General features: G+C 71.0%; 14 protein-coding genes and 1 riboswitch. Of the genes, 10 read left to right on the top strand and 4 right to left on the bottom strand.

Translation table 11 applies throughout. The annotated features are described in order from the left end of the window. The first annotated feature begins 108 nt into the window (after positions 1-108). The 6 genes from EYW49_RS16970 (at position 109) to EYW49_RS16945 (ending at position 7,655) form a co-directional block, all read left to right on the top strand. Positions 109-756 (top strand): hypothetical protein, encoded by a 648-nt coding sequence (locus EYW49_RS16970; protein ID WP_131310818.1) that lies wholly within the window; start codon positions 109-111, stop codon positions 754-756. 244 nt (positions 757-1,000) lie between these two features. Further along, positions 1,001-1,114, top strand: a riboswitch (glycine riboswitch). Between the two features lie 53 nt (positions 1,115-1,167). Continuing rightward, on the top strand, positions 1,168-2,295 hold the full coding sequence (gene gcvT / locus EYW49_RS16965) for a glycine cleavage system aminomethyltransferase GcvT (protein WP_131310817.1): 1,128 nt from the start codon (positions 1,168-1,170) through the stop codon (positions 2,293-2,295). A 47-nt stretch (positions 2,296-2,342) separates the two neighbouring features. Continuing rightward, entirely contained in the window at positions 2,343-2,711 is a 369-nt protein-coding gene (gene gcvH, locus EYW49_RS16960; protein ID WP_131310816.1) for a glycine cleavage system protein GcvH, read from the top strand. A 387-nt stretch (positions 2,712-3,098) separates the two neighbouring features. Further along, positions 3,099-4,439 (top strand): aminomethyl-transferring glycine dehydrogenase subunit GcvPA, encoded by a 1,341-nt coding sequence (gene gcvPA, locus EYW49_RS16955; protein WP_131310815.1) that lies wholly within the window; start codon positions 3,099-3,101, stop codon positions 4,437-4,439. Positions 4,440-4,455: 16 nt separating this feature from the next. Next, the gene (gcvPB, locus tag EYW49_RS16950) at positions 4,456-6,024 is read left to right on the top strand and encodes an aminomethyl-transferring glycine dehydrogenase subunit GcvPB (RefSeq protein WP_131310814.1); all 1,569 of its coding nucleotides are present in this window, start codon (positions 4,456-4,458) and stop codon (positions 6,022-6,024) included. A 314-nt stretch (positions 6,025-6,338) separates the two neighbouring features. Next, positions 6,339-7,655 (top strand): MFS transporter, encoded by a 1,317-nt coding sequence (locus EYW49_RS16945; RefSeq protein WP_131310813.1) that lies wholly within the window; start codon positions 6,339-6,341, stop codon positions 7,653-7,655. Between the two features lie 91 nt (positions 7,656-7,746). On the opposite strand, the gene EYW49_RS16940 is transcribed toward EYW49_RS16945, so the two are convergent. The 3 genes from EYW49_RS16940 to EYW49_RS16930 are packed head-to-tail and all read right to left on the bottom strand — an operon-like array spanning position 7,747 to position 10,711. Then, entirely contained in the window at positions 7,747-8,493 is a 747-nt protein-coding gene (locus EYW49_RS16940) for a pentapeptide repeat-containing protein (protein WP_131310812.1), read from the bottom strand. Between the two features lie 44 nt (positions 8,494-8,537). Continuing rightward, positions 8,538-10,016, bottom strand: a complete 1,479-nt coding sequence (locus EYW49_RS16935; protein WP_131310811.1) for an AMP nucleosidase — start codon at positions 10,014-10,016, stop codon at positions 8,538-8,540. 26 nt (positions 10,017-10,042) lie between these two features. Beyond that, a complete protein-coding gene (locus EYW49_RS16930; RefSeq protein ID WP_131310810.1) occupies positions 10,043-10,711 on the bottom strand; it encodes an HAD family hydrolase in 669 nt (222 codons plus the stop codon). A 167-nt stretch (positions 10,712-10,878) separates the two neighbouring features. Between EYW49_RS16930 and EYW49_RS16925 the strand changes: the two genes are divergently transcribed. Beyond that, positions 10,879-12,033 (top strand): site-specific DNA-methyltransferase, encoded by a 1,155-nt coding sequence (locus EYW49_RS16925; protein WP_131310809.1) that lies wholly within the window; start codon positions 10,879-10,881, stop codon positions 12,031-12,033. 36 nt (positions 12,034-12,069) lie between these two features. On the opposite strand, the gene mutY is transcribed toward EYW49_RS16925, so the two are convergent. Next, complete coding sequence (gene mutY / locus EYW49_RS16920; RefSeq protein WP_131310808.1) at positions 12,070-13,170, bottom strand: A/G-specific adenine glycosylase; 1,101 nt, start codon at positions 13,168-13,170, stop codon at positions 12,070-12,072. A gap of 365 nt (positions 13,171-13,535) precedes the next feature. On the opposite strand from mutY, the gene EYW49_RS16915 reads away from it, so the two are divergent. The 3 genes from EYW49_RS16915 to EYW49_RS16905 form a co-directional block, all read left to right on the top strand. Further along, on the top strand, positions 13,536-14,078 hold the full coding sequence (locus EYW49_RS16915) for a DUF721 domain-containing protein (protein WP_165498308.1): 543 nt from the start codon (positions 13,536-13,538) through the stop codon (positions 14,076-14,078). Between the two features lie 188 nt (positions 14,079-14,266). Continuing rightward, positions 14,267-14,899 (top strand): DsbA family protein, encoded by a 633-nt coding sequence (locus EYW49_RS16910; RefSeq protein WP_131310853.1) that lies wholly within the window; start codon positions 14,267-14,269, stop codon positions 14,897-14,899. 72 nt (positions 14,900-14,971) lie between these two features. Further along, the coding region (locus EYW49_RS16905) for an AAA family ATPase (RefSeq protein WP_165498307.1) at positions 14,972-17,038 on the top strand (2,067 nt) is incomplete at its 3' end.

Genomic DNA, 17,038 nt, shown 5'->3' with positions numbered 1-17,038 from the left:
CGGGAAGGTGAGCCGGCGATCGTCCCGCGGGGCCTTGGCGGCTCCCGCGAGGCGCTGCTATAGAGAAGCCCGACGCTTCCCCGGCGCCGTAAGGGAGTAACGGGTCCCATGGCTGCGTGTATCACGGTCTTCGGTCGGACGGCGCGCGCCGTCGTCGGTCGCACTCTCCGGCTCGCCGGTCTCGTCGCGCCCCTGGCGCTGGCGGCCTGCGGCGCCACCGAAGGCATCGGCGGCAAGCTGCTCACCGGCGTGCTGGGTGACGAGCCCAAGCCGATGGACCCGGCGCTCTATGCCGCGACCCCGGTCTGTCCGGAGATCGGCATCCGCGAGGGCACCGAATTCATGCCGGTGTTCGATCCCGGCAAGTTCGGCGATCCGGCGGCGATCCGCTTCCAGGCCAACGTCCAGCGCGTCGCCCGCGACTGCGAGGCCGAGGGCGATCGCCTGCGGGTGCGGGTCGGCGCCGCCGGCCGCGTGCTGTCCGGCCCCAAGGGCGCGGTCGGTTCGGTCACCGTGCCGGTGCGGGTCGTCGTCACCCTCGGCGACAAGGTGCTCTATTCCGGTCTCACCACGGCGAACGCCGACGTCCAGGCGCCGGACTATTCGGCGCTGTGGTCGATCGTCGATTCCAACGTCCTCTTGTCGATCGCCGACAGCCACGACGCGACGATTCTGGTCGGTCTCGACGGTCACCCCGATTCCAAGGTGGCCAAGGGCAAGGCCAAGCCGGCGAAGAAGCCGGTCTCCAAGCCCTGAGCCGAGGCGCCGCGTCGCGCTGCCGACCGCGGTCGCACGGGGGAGGTTGACGGCTCGCCGGCTTGTCTCTAACGATCGGACCACGGGTCGGAGTCGCGCCCCGTTCGTGCCGCGGGCGATCAGTCGCCCGTCGCGCGGTCAGCCCCGGCGGGAGAGCTCGGGCCGCAGACGGGAGATCCCGTGCGGTCCGGCGCCGAAGGAGAAACCGCCCCGGAAACTCTCAGGCCGACGGGACCGCGGGGGCGAGCGACACTCTGGAAAGCAGCCGAGGGCGAACGCCTTCGGCTCACCGAAGGAGTAACCGGCGCCCGAACGGGCCTCCCGGGAAACTCTCAGGTCGTCCGACAGAGGGGGCGCGCACGGATCGATTCGATCCGCTCGCCGCGCATGCCTCGAACGGACCGGAGCCCGATGACCGACCCCACCGACACCCCCTTGCCGACGCCCCTCCACGCCGCCCATCTCGCCCTCGGCGGCCGCCTCGTGCCCTTCGCCGGCTATGCCATGCCGGTGCAGTACCCGACCGGCATCCTCGCCGAGCACCAGTGGACCCGCGCCCACGCCGGCCTGTTCGACGTCTCGCACATGGGTCAGGCCCGCCTCGTCGGCCCCGACCATGCGACCGTCGCCGCGGCTCTCGAGGCTCTGGTGCCCGCCGACGTCGCCGGCCTCGCCCCCGGCCGCCAGCGTTATTCGCAACTGCTGGCGCCCGACGGTGGCATTCTCGACGACCTGATGTTCGCCCGCCCGCTCGGTGCCGACGGCACCCTGGCGCTGGTGGTCAACGCCGGCTGCAAGGCTGCCGACTACGCCCACATCGCCGCCCATCTGCCGCCCGACGTCGCCCTGGAGATCATCGAGGACCGCGCCCTGCTCGCCCTGCAGGGGCCGGAGTCGGAAGCTGTGCTGGTCGCCCTCGGCGCGGCGGTGGCCGATCTGGTGTTCATGGACGTGCGCTCGCTCGAGGTCGCCGGCCTCCCCGTCGATCTGTCGCGCTCGGGCTACACCGGCGAGGACGGCTTCGAGATCTCGGTCGCCGATTCCGACGCCGTCGCCCTGTGGTCGGCCCTGCTCGCCGACCCGCGGGTCAAACCGATCGGCCTCGGCGCCCGCGACAGCCTGCGCCTCGAGGGCGGCCTGTGCCTCTACGGCCACGACATCGACGTGACCTCGAGCCCGATCGAAGCCGGCCTCGCCTGGTCGATCCAGAAGCGCCGACGCCTCGGCGGCGGCTTCCCCGGCTTTGCGCGCATCGCCCGCGAACTCGCCGAGGGTCCCGCCCGCACCCGCGTCGGCCTGATCCTCGACGGCCGCCAGCCGGCCCGCGAAGGCGCCGAGATCGCCGCGACCGACGGCACCATCGTCGGCCGCGTCACCTCCGGCGGCTTCGGCCCGACGCTGGAGAAGCCGGTCGCCATGGGCTGGATCGATCCGGCCTTCGCCGCAGTCGGCACCGAACTCGCGGTCCTGGTGCGCGGCAAGCCGCTCCCCGCCCGGGTCGCCGCATTGCCTTTCGTTCCGGCGCGTTTCCGCCGTTGATCACCTCACCCGTTCCCCATCGGCTCTCGTTCCCGGAGACCCCAGCCATGAAGCTCTACACCAAGGACCACGAGTGGATCGCCATCGACGGCGACGTCGCGACCTTCGGCATCACCACCTATGCCCAGGAACAGCTCGGCGACGTGGTGTTCGTCGAACTCCCCGACGTCGGCAAGAAACTGGTCAAGGGCGGCGAGGCCGGCGTGGTCGAATCGGTCAAGGCGGCGAGCGAGGTCTATGCGCCGCTCGACGGCGAGGTGATCGAGGCCAACCGCCGGCTGACCGACGATCCCGGTCTGGTCAATCTCCAGCCCGAGACCGACGGCTGGTTCGTCAAGATCCGCCTCGCGCCCGGCACCGACACGTCCGAGCTGCTCGACGAGGCGGCCTACGAGGCCTTCGTCCAGACGCTCTGAGGGGCGACGGATGCGCCGAGCCCCCCTCCCTGTCCCTCCCCCTCGAGGGGGGAGGGGACGAACACAGGGGCGCGGGGACTCGTGAAGGCGCCGAGATTCGCCGGGTCTCGGAGACTCGACAGGCCTCGCGGTCCGAAGACCCCCTCCCCAGGGTCCTCTCCCCCCTCGAGGGGGAGAGACAGAGAGGGGGGTGACGGCCTCGCCGCGCGTCGTTGCTCGATCGAACCGCCCAGTACCCCTCTCCCTGTCCCTCCCCCACAAGGGGGGAGGGGACGAACACAGGGGCGCCGGACGGAATCGCCGCCCCGTATGCCCCTACGCCCGGCCCCTTCGGCCGAGCCTGAACCACACCGGCGACCGCAGCGGTCGCGACCGATGGAGACAGCGATGCGCTATCACCCCCTGACCGACGCCGATCGCGCCGACATGCTGGCCCGCATCGGCGTATCCGGCATCGATGCGCTCTATGCCGACGTGCCCGCCGACGAACTCCTCGCCGGGTTCCTCGATCTGCCCAAGGGGCGCGGCGAGCTCGAGGTCGAGCGGGTGATGGGCCGCCTCGCGGCGAAGAACCTGGTCGCCGGATCGGTGCCGTTCTTCGTCGGCGCCGGCGCCTATCGCCACCACGTCCCGGCCAGCGTCGATCACCTGATCCAGCGCTCCGAGTTCCTGACCTCCTACACGCCCTACCAGCCCGAGATCACCCAAGGCACGCTCCAGGTCCTGTTCGAATTCCAGACCCAGGTGGCGAACCTCCTCGGCATGGAGGTCGCCAACGCCTCGATGTACGACGGCTCGACCGGCACCGGCGAAGCCGTGCTGATGGCCCATCGCCTGACCGGCCGCCGCAAGGCGGTGCTGGCCGGCGGCCTCCATCCCCACTATGCCGCGGTGGTCCGCACCCTCTCGGAAATGGCCGGCGACGCCGTCGTGACCCTGCCGCCCGACCCGACCGCCACCGAGGACCTGCTCGCGGCGATCGACGCCGAGACCTCCTGCGTCGTGGTCCAGACCCCGACCGTCTTCGGCCATCTCGTCGACCTCGCGGCGATCGCCGACAAGGCCCATGCGGTCGGTGCGCTGCTGGTCGCGGTGGTCACCGAAGTGGTGGCGCTCGGGGCGATCGAGCCGCCGGGGGCGCAAGGCGCCGACATCGTCGTCGCCGAAGGCCAGAGCCTCGGCAACCCGCTCGGCTTCGGCGGCCCCTATGTCGGCCTGTTCGCCACCCGCAAGAAGTTCGTTCGCCAGATGCCCGGCCGCCTCGCCGGCGAGACCGTCGACGCCGAGGGCCGCCGCGGCTTCGTGCTGACCCTGTCGACCCGCGAGCAGCACATCCGCCGCGAGAAGGCGACCTCGAACATCTGCACCAACGCCGGGCTCTGCGCGCTGGCCTTCTCGATCCACCTGACCCTGCTCGGCGAGGCCGGCCTGTCGCGGCTCGCCACCCTCAACCATCAGGCGGCGGTGGCGCTCGCCGATGCGCTGGGCGGCATCGCCGGCGTCGAGGTGCTCAACGACACGCTGTTCAACGAGTTCACCATCCGCCTGCCCGGCGACGCCGCGGCGCTGGTCGAGCGGCTGGCGGCAAAAGGCATCCTCGCCGGCGTGCCGGTGTCGCGGCTGTTGCCCGGCGCCGGCCTCGACGACCTCCTGCTCGTCGCCGTCACCGAGACCGTCACCCCGGAAGACCGCGCCGCCCTGGTCGCCGCGATCCGCGCCGCCATCTGAACCCGAGGAGCTTCCGATGCCCATGAACGATCAGGGTCGCCCCTCGCGTCCGACCTCTGCCGCCGCCGAGACCGCCGCCCCGCGCGGCACCTTCACCGGCAATCGCGCCCTCGACCTCGAAGAGGCGCTGATCTTCGAGATCGGCCGGCCCGATACCTCCGGCGTCGATCTGCCGGCGCCGAGCGCGGCCAAAGCGCGGCTCGGTTCTCTCGCCCGCAAGGCGCCGCTCGGCCTGCCCGGTCTCTCCGAGCCCGAGGCGGTGCGCCATTACGTGCGGCTGTCGCGGCGCAACTATTCGATCGACGCCGGGCTCTATCCGCTCGGCTCCTGCACCATGAAGCACAACCCGCGGCTCAACGAGAAGATGGCGCGGCTCGCCGGCTTTTCCGACGTCCATCCGCTGCAGCCGACCTCGACCGTGCCCGGCGCGCTGGAGCTGATCGGCGAGGTCGGCCGCTGGCTCACCGAACTCACCGGCATGGCGGCGGTGGCGATGTCGCCGAAGGCCGGCGCGCACGGCGAACTCGCCGGGATGATGGCGATCAAGGCGGCGCTGAAGGCCCGCGGCCTCGACAAGCCGGTGGTGCTGGTGCCCGAGAGCGCCCACGGCACCAACCCGGCCACCGCCGCGGCGATCGGCTTCGAGGTCCGCGCCGTGCCGGCCCGCGCCGACGGCACGGTCGGGGCCGCCGACGTGCGCGCCGCGATCGACGAGCGGGTCGGGGCGATCATGCTGACCAACCCCAACACCTGCGGCATCTTCGAACCCGAGGTCGCCGAGATCGCCGCGGCGATCCACGAGGCCGGCGGCTATTTCTACTGCGACGGCGCCAATTTCAACGCCATCGTCGGCAAGGTCCGGCCCGGCGACTTCGGCGTCGACGCCATGCACATCAACCTGCACAAGACCTTCTCGACGCCCCACGGCGGCGGCGGGCCCGGCGCCGGCCCGGTGGTGCTCTCCGAACGCCTCGCCGCCTTCGCGCCGCTGCCCTTCGTGCGGGTCACCGACGGCGAAGCGGTGCTGGTCGAAAACCCCGAGGACACCGCCGACGGCGAGACCCCCTACGGGCGGCTGACCGCCTTCCACGGCCAGATGGGCATGTTCACCCGCGCCTATGCCTACATGCTCAGCCACGGCGCCGACGGGCTGCGCCAGGCTTCCGAAGACGCGGTGCTTTCGGCCAACTACCTGCGCGCCTGTCTGTCGGACGTGATGACGCTGCCCTTCCCGGATCATCCGTCGATGCACGAAGTGCTGTTCGACGATCGCTTCCTCGACGGCACCGGCGTCACCACCCTCGACTTCGCCAAGGCGATGATCGACGAAGGCTATCACCCGATGACCATGTATTTCCCGCTGGTCGTCCACGGCGCCATGCTGATCGAGCCGACAGAGAGCGAATCCAAGGCCGCGCTCGATCTCTTCGCCGCGACCTTGCGCGATCTGGTCTTCGCCGCGACCGGCGGCGATTCCGAACGCTTCACCGGCGCCCCGCGCTTCGCCCCGCGTCGCCGCCTCGACGAGACCCGCGCCGCGCGCAGCCCGAAACTGCGCTGGGACAAGCCCGCCGCGGCGGAGTGAAGTTTCCCGGCGAACGATCGATCGGCAGACCGATCCGCGCGCACCGATGTGAAATCGCGACGTTTCCTTCCCGCCCGGGGCCGCTCGGGCGGGATTTTTTTCACCCATCGGCGGGGTGTTTCGGGTCGTGAGGGGAAGGATTTTCCGCCTCTTGCGTAGGCAGATGCAATCGACGACGGCAGAGGCGTGAAAGTCCGCCGTCGGTCGCCGGGTAGCGGCTATTCCGGGATCGCAATTGTACAGGAACATCGTTTCGGATAGTCAGGCGGACTTTCCGCGACTTGTCGCCGTGGACCGAATACGAGGGATCCCTCATGACCGCATCGGGAAACACGCCACCGGTTTCGTCCTCCGCCAGTCGAGTGCTGTTCGCCAGCCTGATCGGCACGACGATCGAGTTCTTCGACTTCTACATCTATGCCACCGCCGCGGTGATCGTGTTCCCCAAGCTGTTCTTCCCCGGCTCGGATCCGGCTTCGGCGGTGTTGCAGTCCTTCGCGACCTTCTCGATCGCCTTCTTCGCCCGGCCGATCGGCGCGGCGATCTTCGGCCATTTCGGTGACCGCATCGGCCGCAAGGCGACTCTGGTCGCGGCGCTGATGACCATGGGCCTGTCGACCATCGCCATCGGCGTGCTGCCGACCTATGCCACCGTCGGCGTGGTCGCGCCCTTGCTGCTCGCCCTGTGCCGGCTCGGTCAGGGCCTCGGGCTCGGCGGCGAATGGGGCGGCGCGGTGCTGCTCGCCACCGAGAACGCACCGGCGGGCAAACGCGCCTGGTACGGCATGTTCCCGCAGCTCGGCGCGCCGATCGGCTTCATCCTGTCGAACGGCAGCTTCCTGGCGCTGTCGGCGTTGCTCAGCGACGCCGAGTTCTTCGCCTGGGGCTGGCGCCTGCCGTTCATCGCCTCGTCGATTCTGGTCTTCGTCGGATTGTGGGTGCGCCTGCGCCTGACCGAGACGCCGGACTTCCTCGCCGCGGTGGCCAAGCGCGAGCGCGTCCGCGTGCCGATCGCCGGGGTCTTCGCCGAGCACAAGCTGCTGCTGCTGTGGGGCACCGTCGGGGCGATCGCCACCTTCGTGCTGTTCTACATCATGACCGTTTTCGCCCTGAACTGGGGCACCACGGCGCTGCACTACACCAAGTCGACCTTCCTGCCGCTGCAGTTGATCGGTGTGTGCTTCTTCGGCCTGATGATCCCGGTCTCGGCGCTGGTCGCCGATCGCTTCGGCTATGCCCGGACGCTGATCGGAACGACGGTGGCGATGATCGCCTTCGGCTTCGCCCTCGGCCCGATCTTCGGCTCCGGCTCGACCCTCGGCGTGCTGGCCTTCCTGATCCTCGGCTTCTCGCTGATGGGCTTCACCTACGGCCCCCTCGGCACGGCGCTGGCCGAGCCCTTCCCCGTGGCGGTGCGCTACACCGGCGCGTCGCTGGCCTTCAACCTCGCCGGCATCTTCGGCGCCTCGCTCGCCCCCTACTTCGCCACCACCCTGGCGCTCGGTTGGGGCCTGCAGGCCGTCGGCTGGTACCTCGCCGCGGCCTCGGCGCTGACCCTCGTCGCGCTCTTGATGCTGGAGCGCGGCCACGACCCGGTGATCGGCGACGCGGTGCCGGAAGCGGCGGAGTGAAAACCCGCCTGTTTCGACATCGGAGCGCCCGTCGAGCGATCGGCGGGCGCTCTCGTCTTTCACCCTCGCGGACGAGCGTCGGCGTGGCCTCTCACCCCGCCACCCGGATCCCGATCGACGCCAGCATCGCCGCCTGCTGGTCGCGGCCGACCACCAGGCCGTGGAAGGAGAACACCTCGGCCAGCGGGAAGCTGTCGAAGGTGGCGCCGCTGAGATCGGCTTCGTCCAGCGTCGCACCGGTGAAGTCGGCGTTGTGCAGCACCGAGCCGCGGAAGCTCACCCGGGTGTAGTTGCCGCGCGAAAAATCGACGTCGCGCAGATCGCAGCTCTCGAAGACGCTGGCTTCGTAGTTCGCCTGGGCGAAGGCCGCGAACTGCATCCGGCAGTCGCGGAACCGAACGCTGCCGACCAAGAGTTGCTTGCCGATGTGACGATGGACCTCGGCATCGAACTTCAGGCCGAGGCAGGCGCAGCGGACGAAGCTCGTTTCGAAGGCCTTGCCCTTGTCGATCAGGTTGTTCGACAGGCCGCAGTCCTCGAACAGCGCCTGCGACAGGTCGCAGAACCGCCAGCTGATCGGCCGCGAATCGCCGCCGCTGCCGAATTTGCAGCCGATGAACTTCGCCTCGCGAAATTTGCTGCTGGCGAAGCGACAGTCGAGGAATTCGCAGGCGACGAAACGGCTGCCTTCGAAGTCACAGTCCTGGAAGGTGCAGGCGGTGAACCGCCGATCGCGGATCTCGACGCCGAGAATGTCCTCCTGGCGGAAGCTCAGATCGTCGACACGCGCCTCACCGGCCACGGCGATCGAAAAGGGCGACGGGACGGCGCCGGGCATCCGCGAGGACCTTACCAAAGGGCGAGGCTTCGCCGCGCCGCCGGTTACTGGAACGCCACTTCCTCGAAGCTGCGGAGCTTCCTCGAGTGGATCTTCTCGGCGGGCTGGGCGCGCAGTTTCTCCATCGCCCGGATGCCGATCCTGAGGTGCTGGCCGACCTGGCGCGAATAGAACTCGCTCGCCATGCCGGGGAGCTTCAACTCGCCGTGCAGCGGCTTGTCGGAGACGCACAACAGCGTGCCGTAGGGCACCCGGAAGCGGAAACCGTTGGCGGCGATGGTCGCCGATTCCATGTCGAGCGCGATCGCCCGCGACTGCGAGAAACGTTCGATCAGCTCCTGCTGGTCGCGCAGTTCCCAGTTGCGGTTGTCGATGGTCGCGACCGTGCCGGTGCGCATCACCGTCTTGAGTTCCCAGCCGGTCAGCCCGGTGACTTCCGCCACCGCCTGCTCGAGCGCCACCTGGATCTCGGCCAGCGCCGGGATCGGCGCCCACAGCGGCAGATCGGCGTCGAGCACGTGGTCGTCGCGGACGTAACCGTGGGCGAGCACGTAGTCGCCGAGCTTCTGGGTGTTGCGCAGCCCGGCGCAGTGGCCGAGCATCACCCAGGCGTGGGGACGCAGCACCGCGACGTGATCGGTGATGGTCTTGGCGTTGGACGGGCCGATGCCGATGTTGACCATGGTGATGCCGGAATGGCCGCGCCGGGTCAGGTGATAGGCCGGCATCTGCGGCAGCCGCACCGGCGCCGTGCCCTCGACCGGACCGGCGACCCCGCGCCGCCACACCACGTTGCCCGGCTCGACGAAACTCTCGTAATCGCTCGCCGGATCTTCGATCGCGGCGCGGGCGAAGGCGATGAATTCGTCGATGTAGAACTGGTAGTTGGTGAACAGCACGTAGTTCTGGAAATGCTCCGGCCGGGTCGCGGTGTAGTGCGCCAGCCGGTGCAGCGAATAGTCGACCCGCGGCGCGGTGAAGGGGGCGAGCGGCCCGACCCCGCCGCGATTGGCGAAGGTGCCGTTGACGATCGCGTCGTCGGTGACGTGCAGATCCGGCACGTCGAAGATGTCGCGCAACGGCCGTCCCAGCCGCTCGGCCACTTCGAAGGACAGCGGCGTGTCGCTGAGCAGGGCGAAATGCAGCGGGATCGGCAGGTCCGACAGGCCGATCTCGACGCCGACGCCGTGGTTCTTCAGCAGTTGCTCGATCTGCACGCCGAGATAGCGGGAGAACAGATCGGGCCGCGTCACCGTCGTCGAATAGGTGCCCGGCGCCTGGACGTAGCCGAAGGCGAGGCGCGAATCGAGCCGGGCGTGGGTGTCGATGGTGATCCGGATCTCGGGATAGAAGGCGCGGACGCGGCCTTCCGGCGCTGCGCTCGCCACCAGCGCCCCGAGGCGCTGGTTGAGGAAGGCGATCGAGCGGTCGTAGAGGTCGATCAGGCGGGCGACCGCCGCCCCCGCATCGTCGAAGGTCTCGAAGGCCACCGCCTCCGGAGTGTCGATCGCCACCGGATACATGCCCACCCCGCCTCCGCCCGTTCGCCTCACGCCACCTTGGCCGGCGCGTGCCGGCCGACCACATCGGCGAGGTCGCGCATCGTCGAGAACAGCGCCGAGGCCCCCGCCGCCCGCAGCCGTTCGCCCTGACCGGCGGTGACGTGAGCGCCGCCGGTGAACCCGACCACCCGCATCCCGGCCCGTCGCGCCGCCGCGACCCCGGTAGGCGAATCCTCGACCACCAGACAGTCGGCCGGATCGACGCCCATCTGCGAGGCGGCGAACAGGAACACGTCCGGCGCCGGCTTCGGCCGCTTGACCTGGCTCGCCGAGAAGATGAACGGCGCGAACAGATCGACCAGACCGGCGGTCCCGAGATTGGTGACCAGCGACGGCATCTGGGTCGAGGACGCCACGCAATAGGGATGCTCGAGCGACGACACCGCCGCCCGCACCCCGGCGATCGGCTGCAACTCGCGGGCGAACAATTCGCGCACCTGGACCGTGTGCGCCTCGAGGAAGCCCGGCGGCAGCGGCCGGCCGAGTTCCCGCTCCAGGGTCTCCCAGACCTCGCGGGTGGTCATTCCGGCGAAGCGCCGGCACACCTCCTGGGTCGAGATCGCCAGGCCGAGCGCCGAGATCGCCTCGGCTTCGGCACGGGCGGCGAGAATTTCGGAATCGACGAGGACGCCGTCGCAATCGAAGATGACGAGCATGGATTCCCCGGGCTCGGTTGGAAGGACCGTCCTTTTGTAGGGGGGGATCGAGGCGCCGGAAAGACCCCGCCGACCGATTTCCGCGACGAGAGGCCTTTACCCGGCCTTTACCGCGATCGTTGACCATGTGGGCTGGTGAGTATCCGCGTATCAGTCGAGTGGCGTCCATGTCTCAGTCGCGTATCCGGTCGGCCCCGTCCGGCCAGACTTCCGCAGCGGTCTCAACGACCGACGCCCTCAGCCCCTACCTCGACACGGTGTTGATCGGCGACAGTATCGCCGAGCTCGAGAAGCTCCCGCCGAAGTCGGTCGATCTGGTCTTCGCCGATCCGCCCTACAACCTCCAACTGGCCGGTGCTCTGCATCGTCCCGACCAGAGCCTGGTCGACGCGGTCGACGACGCCTGGGACCAGTTCGACAGTTTCGCCGCCTACGACGCCTTCACCCGCGCCTGGCTGATGGCGGTGCGCCGGGTCCTGAAGCCCAACGGCACGATCTGGGTGATCGGCAGCTACCACAACATCTTCCGCGTCGGCACCATCCTCCAGGACCTCGGCTTCTGGATCCTCAACGACGTGGTGTGGCGCAAGACCAACCCGATGCCCAACTTCAAGGGCCGCCGCTTCCAGAACGCCCACGAGACGCTGATCTGGGCCGGCCGCGACGAAGGCGCCAAGACCTATACCTTCAACTACGATGCCCTGAAGGCCTTCAACGAAGACACTCAGATGCGCTCCGACTGGCTGATCCCGATCTGCTCGGGCGGCGAGCGGCTGAAGGACGCCGAGGGCGACAAGGTCCATCCCACCCAGAAGCCCGAAGGCCTGCTCCACCGCGTGCTGCTCGCCTCGTCGAACCCCGGCGACGTGATCCTCGATCCGTTCTTCGGCACCGGCACCACCGGCGCGGTCGCCAAGAAGCTCGGTCGCCGCTTCGTCGGCATCGAGCGCGACGCGACCTACGCCGAGGCCGCCCGCGCCCGCATCGACGCCGCCCGGCCGCTCGACGCCGAGGCGCTGGAGCTGATGCGCGGCAAGCGCGCCGAGACCCGCATCCCCTTCGGCACCCTGATCGAGGCCGGCCTGATCGCCGCCGGCGAGATCCTCACCGATGCCCGCGGTGCCGTCCTGGCCCGGGTCCGCATCGACGGCTCGCTCGAATCGGGCGGCGTCACCGGCTCGATCCACCGGGTCGGCGCCGTCCTCCAGGGGGCGGAAGCCTGCAACGGCTGGACCTATTGGCACGCCTCCCGCGACGGCCGCATCGTCGTCATCGACGAGTTGCGCCAACGCATGCGCGCCTCCCTCGGCACCAGCGCCTGAACCGCGACGACGGTCGGAGGCCGACGCCTGCGACCGTCAGTCGCCGCGCGCCGCCGCGATCGCCTTGCGGAACAGGCTCGGCAGGGCCTCGCCGTCGACCGCACTCGCGGCCGACCACCAGTGGCCCTCCGGCGCCGCCACGCCGGCGGCGATCTCGCCGCGCATCACCGTCAACTCGAGATGGAAATGGGTGAAGGTGTGGGCGACGGTGCCGATCAGCCGCCGCCAGCGCCCGGCGAGCGGCGGCGTCGCCGCGTCCTCCGCCGCCCCCGATCCGACCACCCGCCACACCGTGCCCGGCGGCTCGCTCATCCCCCCGAGCAGGCCCTTGGGCGGCCGGCGGCGCAGGAGAATCGACCCGTCGGCGCGGATCGCCACGAAACAGGTGCCGGTGCGGATCGGCCGTGCCGCCTTCGCCGCCCGCCGCGGCAGGGTCTCTGCAATTCCCTGGGCCCGGGCCCGGCAGGCCGACGCCCACGGGCACAGCGCACAGGCGGGCTTGCGCGGCGTGCAGATCGTCGCCCCGAGGTCCATCGTCGCCTGGGCGAAGTCGCCGGGCCGCGTCGCCGGCGTCAGCGTCGCCGCCGCCTTGCGGATCGCCGGCTTGGCCGCCGGCATCGGCTCTTCGATCGCGAACAGCCGCGCCACCACCCGTTCGACGTTGCCGTCGACCACCGTCGCCGCCTCGTCGAAGGCGATCGCCGCGATCGCCGCCGCGGTATAGGGGCCGATGCCCGGCAGATCCGCGAGTTCCGCGGCGGTCTCGGGGAAGCGGCCGCCGTGGACCGCGACGATCCGTTCGGCGCAGGCCTTGAGGTTGCGGGCGCGGGAATAGTAGCCGAGCCCCGCCCAGGCCTTCATCACCTCCTCGTCGGGCGCCGCCGCCAGGTCCTCGACCCGCGGCCAGCGCGCCGTGAAGGCCTCGAAATAGGCCTTCACCGCCGCCACCGTGGTCTGCTGCAGCATCACTTCCGACAGCCATACCCGATAGGGATCGGCGCGCCGCCCCGCCGCCTGTTCGGCCGGCCCGACCCGCCACGGCAGGCGGCGGTGGTGGCGGTCGTACCAGGCGATGAGGTCGGCGGCCGAGGCGGGGGGAAGAGCGGCGGGCGGCGGGGTAGGGGAGGGTGAGGTCATCCCCCCGACCTAGCGCGCCGCGCCGCGTCGGGGAAGGGCCGCCGGCGGGGAGAACACGGCAATCGCCTGGGAGCCTCACCCGCCCTCGGCCGTCATCCCCGGCTGGAACCGGCGTCAGCCGGCGGAGGGGAAGGGGATCCATGGGGTACGTTGGAAGGCCTTCGCGTTTCCCGTGTTGCCTCTGGGTCCCCTTCCCGCGCCCTGCGGGCTCGCCGGGGACGACGGTCGGTGCGGGATGCGGCGAACCGGGGTGTGTGGGCTTCGAAGAACCCTGGCGGCTCGATTCACGCGATCGGCATCGTTCGGCGCCGGACCCGGCGGCCGATCGTCTTGTTTCCGCCCACGAACACCCCCACACTGACGACATGAAGACGCCCGCTGCTTCGTCCGCGACCCCGTGTGCCGCCCCGCGTGGTCGCCGCGGCGCCACGGCGGTCTCCGAATATCTCGTCGAACTGCTGAAGCCCGCGGCGCGCAAACGCGGTTTCGCGGGCGTCGACCTGTTCACCCGCTGGCCGGAGATCGTCGGCGCGGCGCACGCCGCCGGCACCCGGCCGGAACGTCTGTCGTGGCCGCGCCGCATCGAGGACGGCGGCGAGGACGGTTTCGAACCGGCGACCCTGACGGTGCGCTGCCAGGGCGGCCGCGCCCTGTTCTTCCAGCACGAGGTGCCGCAGATCCTCGAGCGGATCAACGCGGTGTTCGGCTTCCCCGCGGTCGGCCGCATCCGCATCGTCCAGCGCCCGATCGAGACCCGCGAACGCCCGCGCCCGCCGCGCCTGCGCGCCCTGTCGGCGGCCGAAGAAGCGCGCATCGCCGCCCTCACCGCGCCGATCGCCGACGACGGCCTGCGCGAGGCACTCGCCCGCCTCGGCCGCGCCGTGGTCGCCGCCCCGGAACGCAAATGACTACGCCCGCTCGCCGCCCGGTTTTCCCCCGAATCCGGCGATAACGTTCCCGCGAGGCGTCGCCGAGGGGGCGACGTCCGGCGCCGTTCGGGCTATGGATGAGGCACGTCCGGGTGGACGGCCCCACCGGTGATCCGCGCGGGTCCCGCCGCCTCGCGCCTCTGCAACAAGGATCTCGCCTCGTGACGATGTCTCGCCGCCACTTCCTCGGGACCTCCGCCGCCGTACTCGGCGCCGCGACCCTCGCCGCCTCGCCCGCCGCCGCGCAAGGGGCCTATGACACCGCCGAGTTGCTCAAGGCCGGCCCGCTGCCCGAAATGGTGCTCGGCAGCGCCGATGCGCCGGTCACCGTCGTCGAATATGCCTCGATGACCTGCGGCCATTGCGCCCATTTCGCCGAGACGGTGTTCCCGACCCTGAAGTCGAAATACATCGACACCGGCAAGGTCCGCTTCGTGTTCCGCGAGTTCCCCCTCGACCCGATCGCCGCGGCGGTGTCGATGCTGGTGCGCTGCTCGCCGCCGGACAAGTTCTTCGACGTGCTCGACGTCTATTTCGCCAAGCAGCGCGAATGGATCGATCCCAAGGCGCCGGTCGACGCGCTCTCGCGCTTCTCCAAGCAGTTCGGCTTCACCGATTCGACCTTCCGCGCCTGTCTCGGCGATCAGAAGACCCTCGACGGCCTCAACCAGACCCGCACCCGCGGCGCCGACGTGTTCGGCATCGACGGCACCCCGACCTTCTTCGTCAACGGCCGCAAGATCGTCGGCATCTCGACGGTCGAGGAGCTCGACAAGGCTCTGGCCCCCGTCCTGAAGTGAGGCCTGCGGCGGCGCGCGACCCGCGCGCCGCGTCTCGGCCCGGCCCGGCCCGAGCCGAGGAGACTGCCGGTGGTGAAGTTCACCAAGCTCAGGTTGCTCGGGTTCAAGACCTTCGTCGAGCCGACCGAGTTCCGCATCGAGCCGGGGCTGACCGGGGTGGTCGGCCCCAACGGCTGCGGCAAGTCGAATCTCGTCGAGGCGATGCGCTGGGTGATGGGCGAGAGCTCCTACAAGAGCATGCGCGCCTCCGGCATGGACGACGTCATCTTCTCCGGCTCCGGCCGCCGGCCCGGGCGCAACTCGGCCGAGGTGACCCTGACGCTCGCCGACGTCGGCCCGCGCGCCGGCGCCGCCTTCGCCGATGCCGACCTGCTCGAAGTGACCCGGCGGATCGAGCGCGAATCGGGATCCGCCTATCGCATCAACGGCCGCGAGGTGCGCGCCCGCGACGTGCAACTGCTGTTCGCCGACGCCTCGACCGGCTCGCGCTCGCCGGCGATGGTCCGCCAGGGCCAGATCGGCGAACTGATCGCCGCCAAGCCGATCGCCCGGCGCGCCGTGCTGGAGGAGGCCTCGGGCATCTCCGGCCTGCATTCGCGGCGCAACGAGGCCGAGATCCGCCTCAAGGCCGCCGCCCAGAACCTCGACCGGGTCGAGGACGTGCTGGCCGAATTCGAGATCCAGCTGGAGGCCCTGAAGCGCCAGGCCCGCCAGGCGGCGCGCTATCGCAACCTCTCCGCCGAGATCCGCCGCGCCGAGGCGACGCTGTCGCTGCTGCGCTGGATCGATGCCCGCGACCGCGTCGACGAGGCCGAACGGGAGCGCGCCGAAGCCGACCGAAAGGCCGGCGAACGCGCCGTCGAGCAGGCCCGCACCGCCGTCGATCAGGCCACCGCCGCCCAGACCCTGCCGGCGCTGCGCGAAGCCGAAGCCGCCGCCGCCGCCGCGCTGCAGCGCCTGCGGTTGGCGATGGGCGAGGTCGACGCCGAGGAGCGCCGGATCCGAGCCCGCCTCGAAGAACTCGACCGCCGCCTCGTCCAGATCGCCGCCGACCTCGCCCGCGAGGAGACTCTCGGCGCCGACATGGATGCGGCGCTCGCCCGCCTCGCCGAGGAGGAGGACGAACTCACCGCCGCGGACCGCGACGTCGGCGCCGCCGTCGCCGAGGCCGAGGATCGGCTCGCCGCCGCGCAGGACGATCTCGCCGCCGCCGAATCCGAACTCGCCGGCCATCTCGCCGCCCTCGCCGACGTCACCGCCCGCCGCCGGGCGCTCGACCGCGACCGCACCGACGCCGACGCCCGCCGCGCCCGGCTCGCGGGCGAATCCGCCGACGTCGCCCGCGAACGCGCCGCGCTCGCCGCCGAGATCGCCGCCGGCGCCACCCCCGACGACCTCCGTGCCGAGGTCGAGGAGGCCGCGGCGATCGCCGCCGAAGCGGAGTTTTCGGTCGCAACCGCCGAGGAGGTCGAGGCCGCGGCGCGGGCGGAAGAGGATGCGGCGCGCGCCGCCCTGGCCGAGCGCGAGCGCGACCTCTCGCGGCTCGAGGCCGAGGCCAAGACGCTGGCCAAGATCCTCGACGTCGCCGCCGGGGTGCTGTGGCCGCCGATCCTCGACCGCATCGTCGTCGACGCCGGCTGGGAAGCCGCGCTCGGCGCGGCGCTCGGCGATGACCTCGACGTCTCCGACGCCTTGGCCGCCCCGGTCCATTGGGAAGATCCCGGCCCGGCCCTCGCCGATCCGGCGCTGCCCGAGGGCGTCGAGACGCTCGCTGCCCATGTCGCCGCGCCGCCGCTGCTCGCCCGCCGCCTCGCCCAGATCGGCGTGGTCACCCGCGCCGACGGCGCCCGCCTGCGCCGCCGTCTGCTCCCCGGCCAGCGGCTGGTCTCGACCGCCGGCGACCTGTGGCGCTGGGACGGGCTGACCGCCGCCGCGGACGCCCCGACCGCCGCCGCCCGCCGCCTGTCGAGCCGCAACCGCCTCGCCGAGCTCGAAGGCCAGATCGACACCGCCCGCCATGCCGTCGCCGACCGCCGCGGCGATCTCGACGCCGCCCGCCGCCGCCGCGAGGCCGCGGCGGAAGGTCTGCGCGGCGCCCGCGACGCGGTCCGCGCCGCCGCCCGCGCCGAGAGCGAGGCC

The organism is Siculibacillus lacustris (assembly GCF_004328075.1).
In the GTDB taxonomy this organism is placed as follows: domain Bacteria; phylum Pseudomonadota; class Alphaproteobacteria; order Rhizobiales; family Ancalomicrobiaceae; genus Siculibacillus; species Siculibacillus lacustris.
This window is presented reverse-complemented; position numbering and strand designations above follow the sequence as displayed.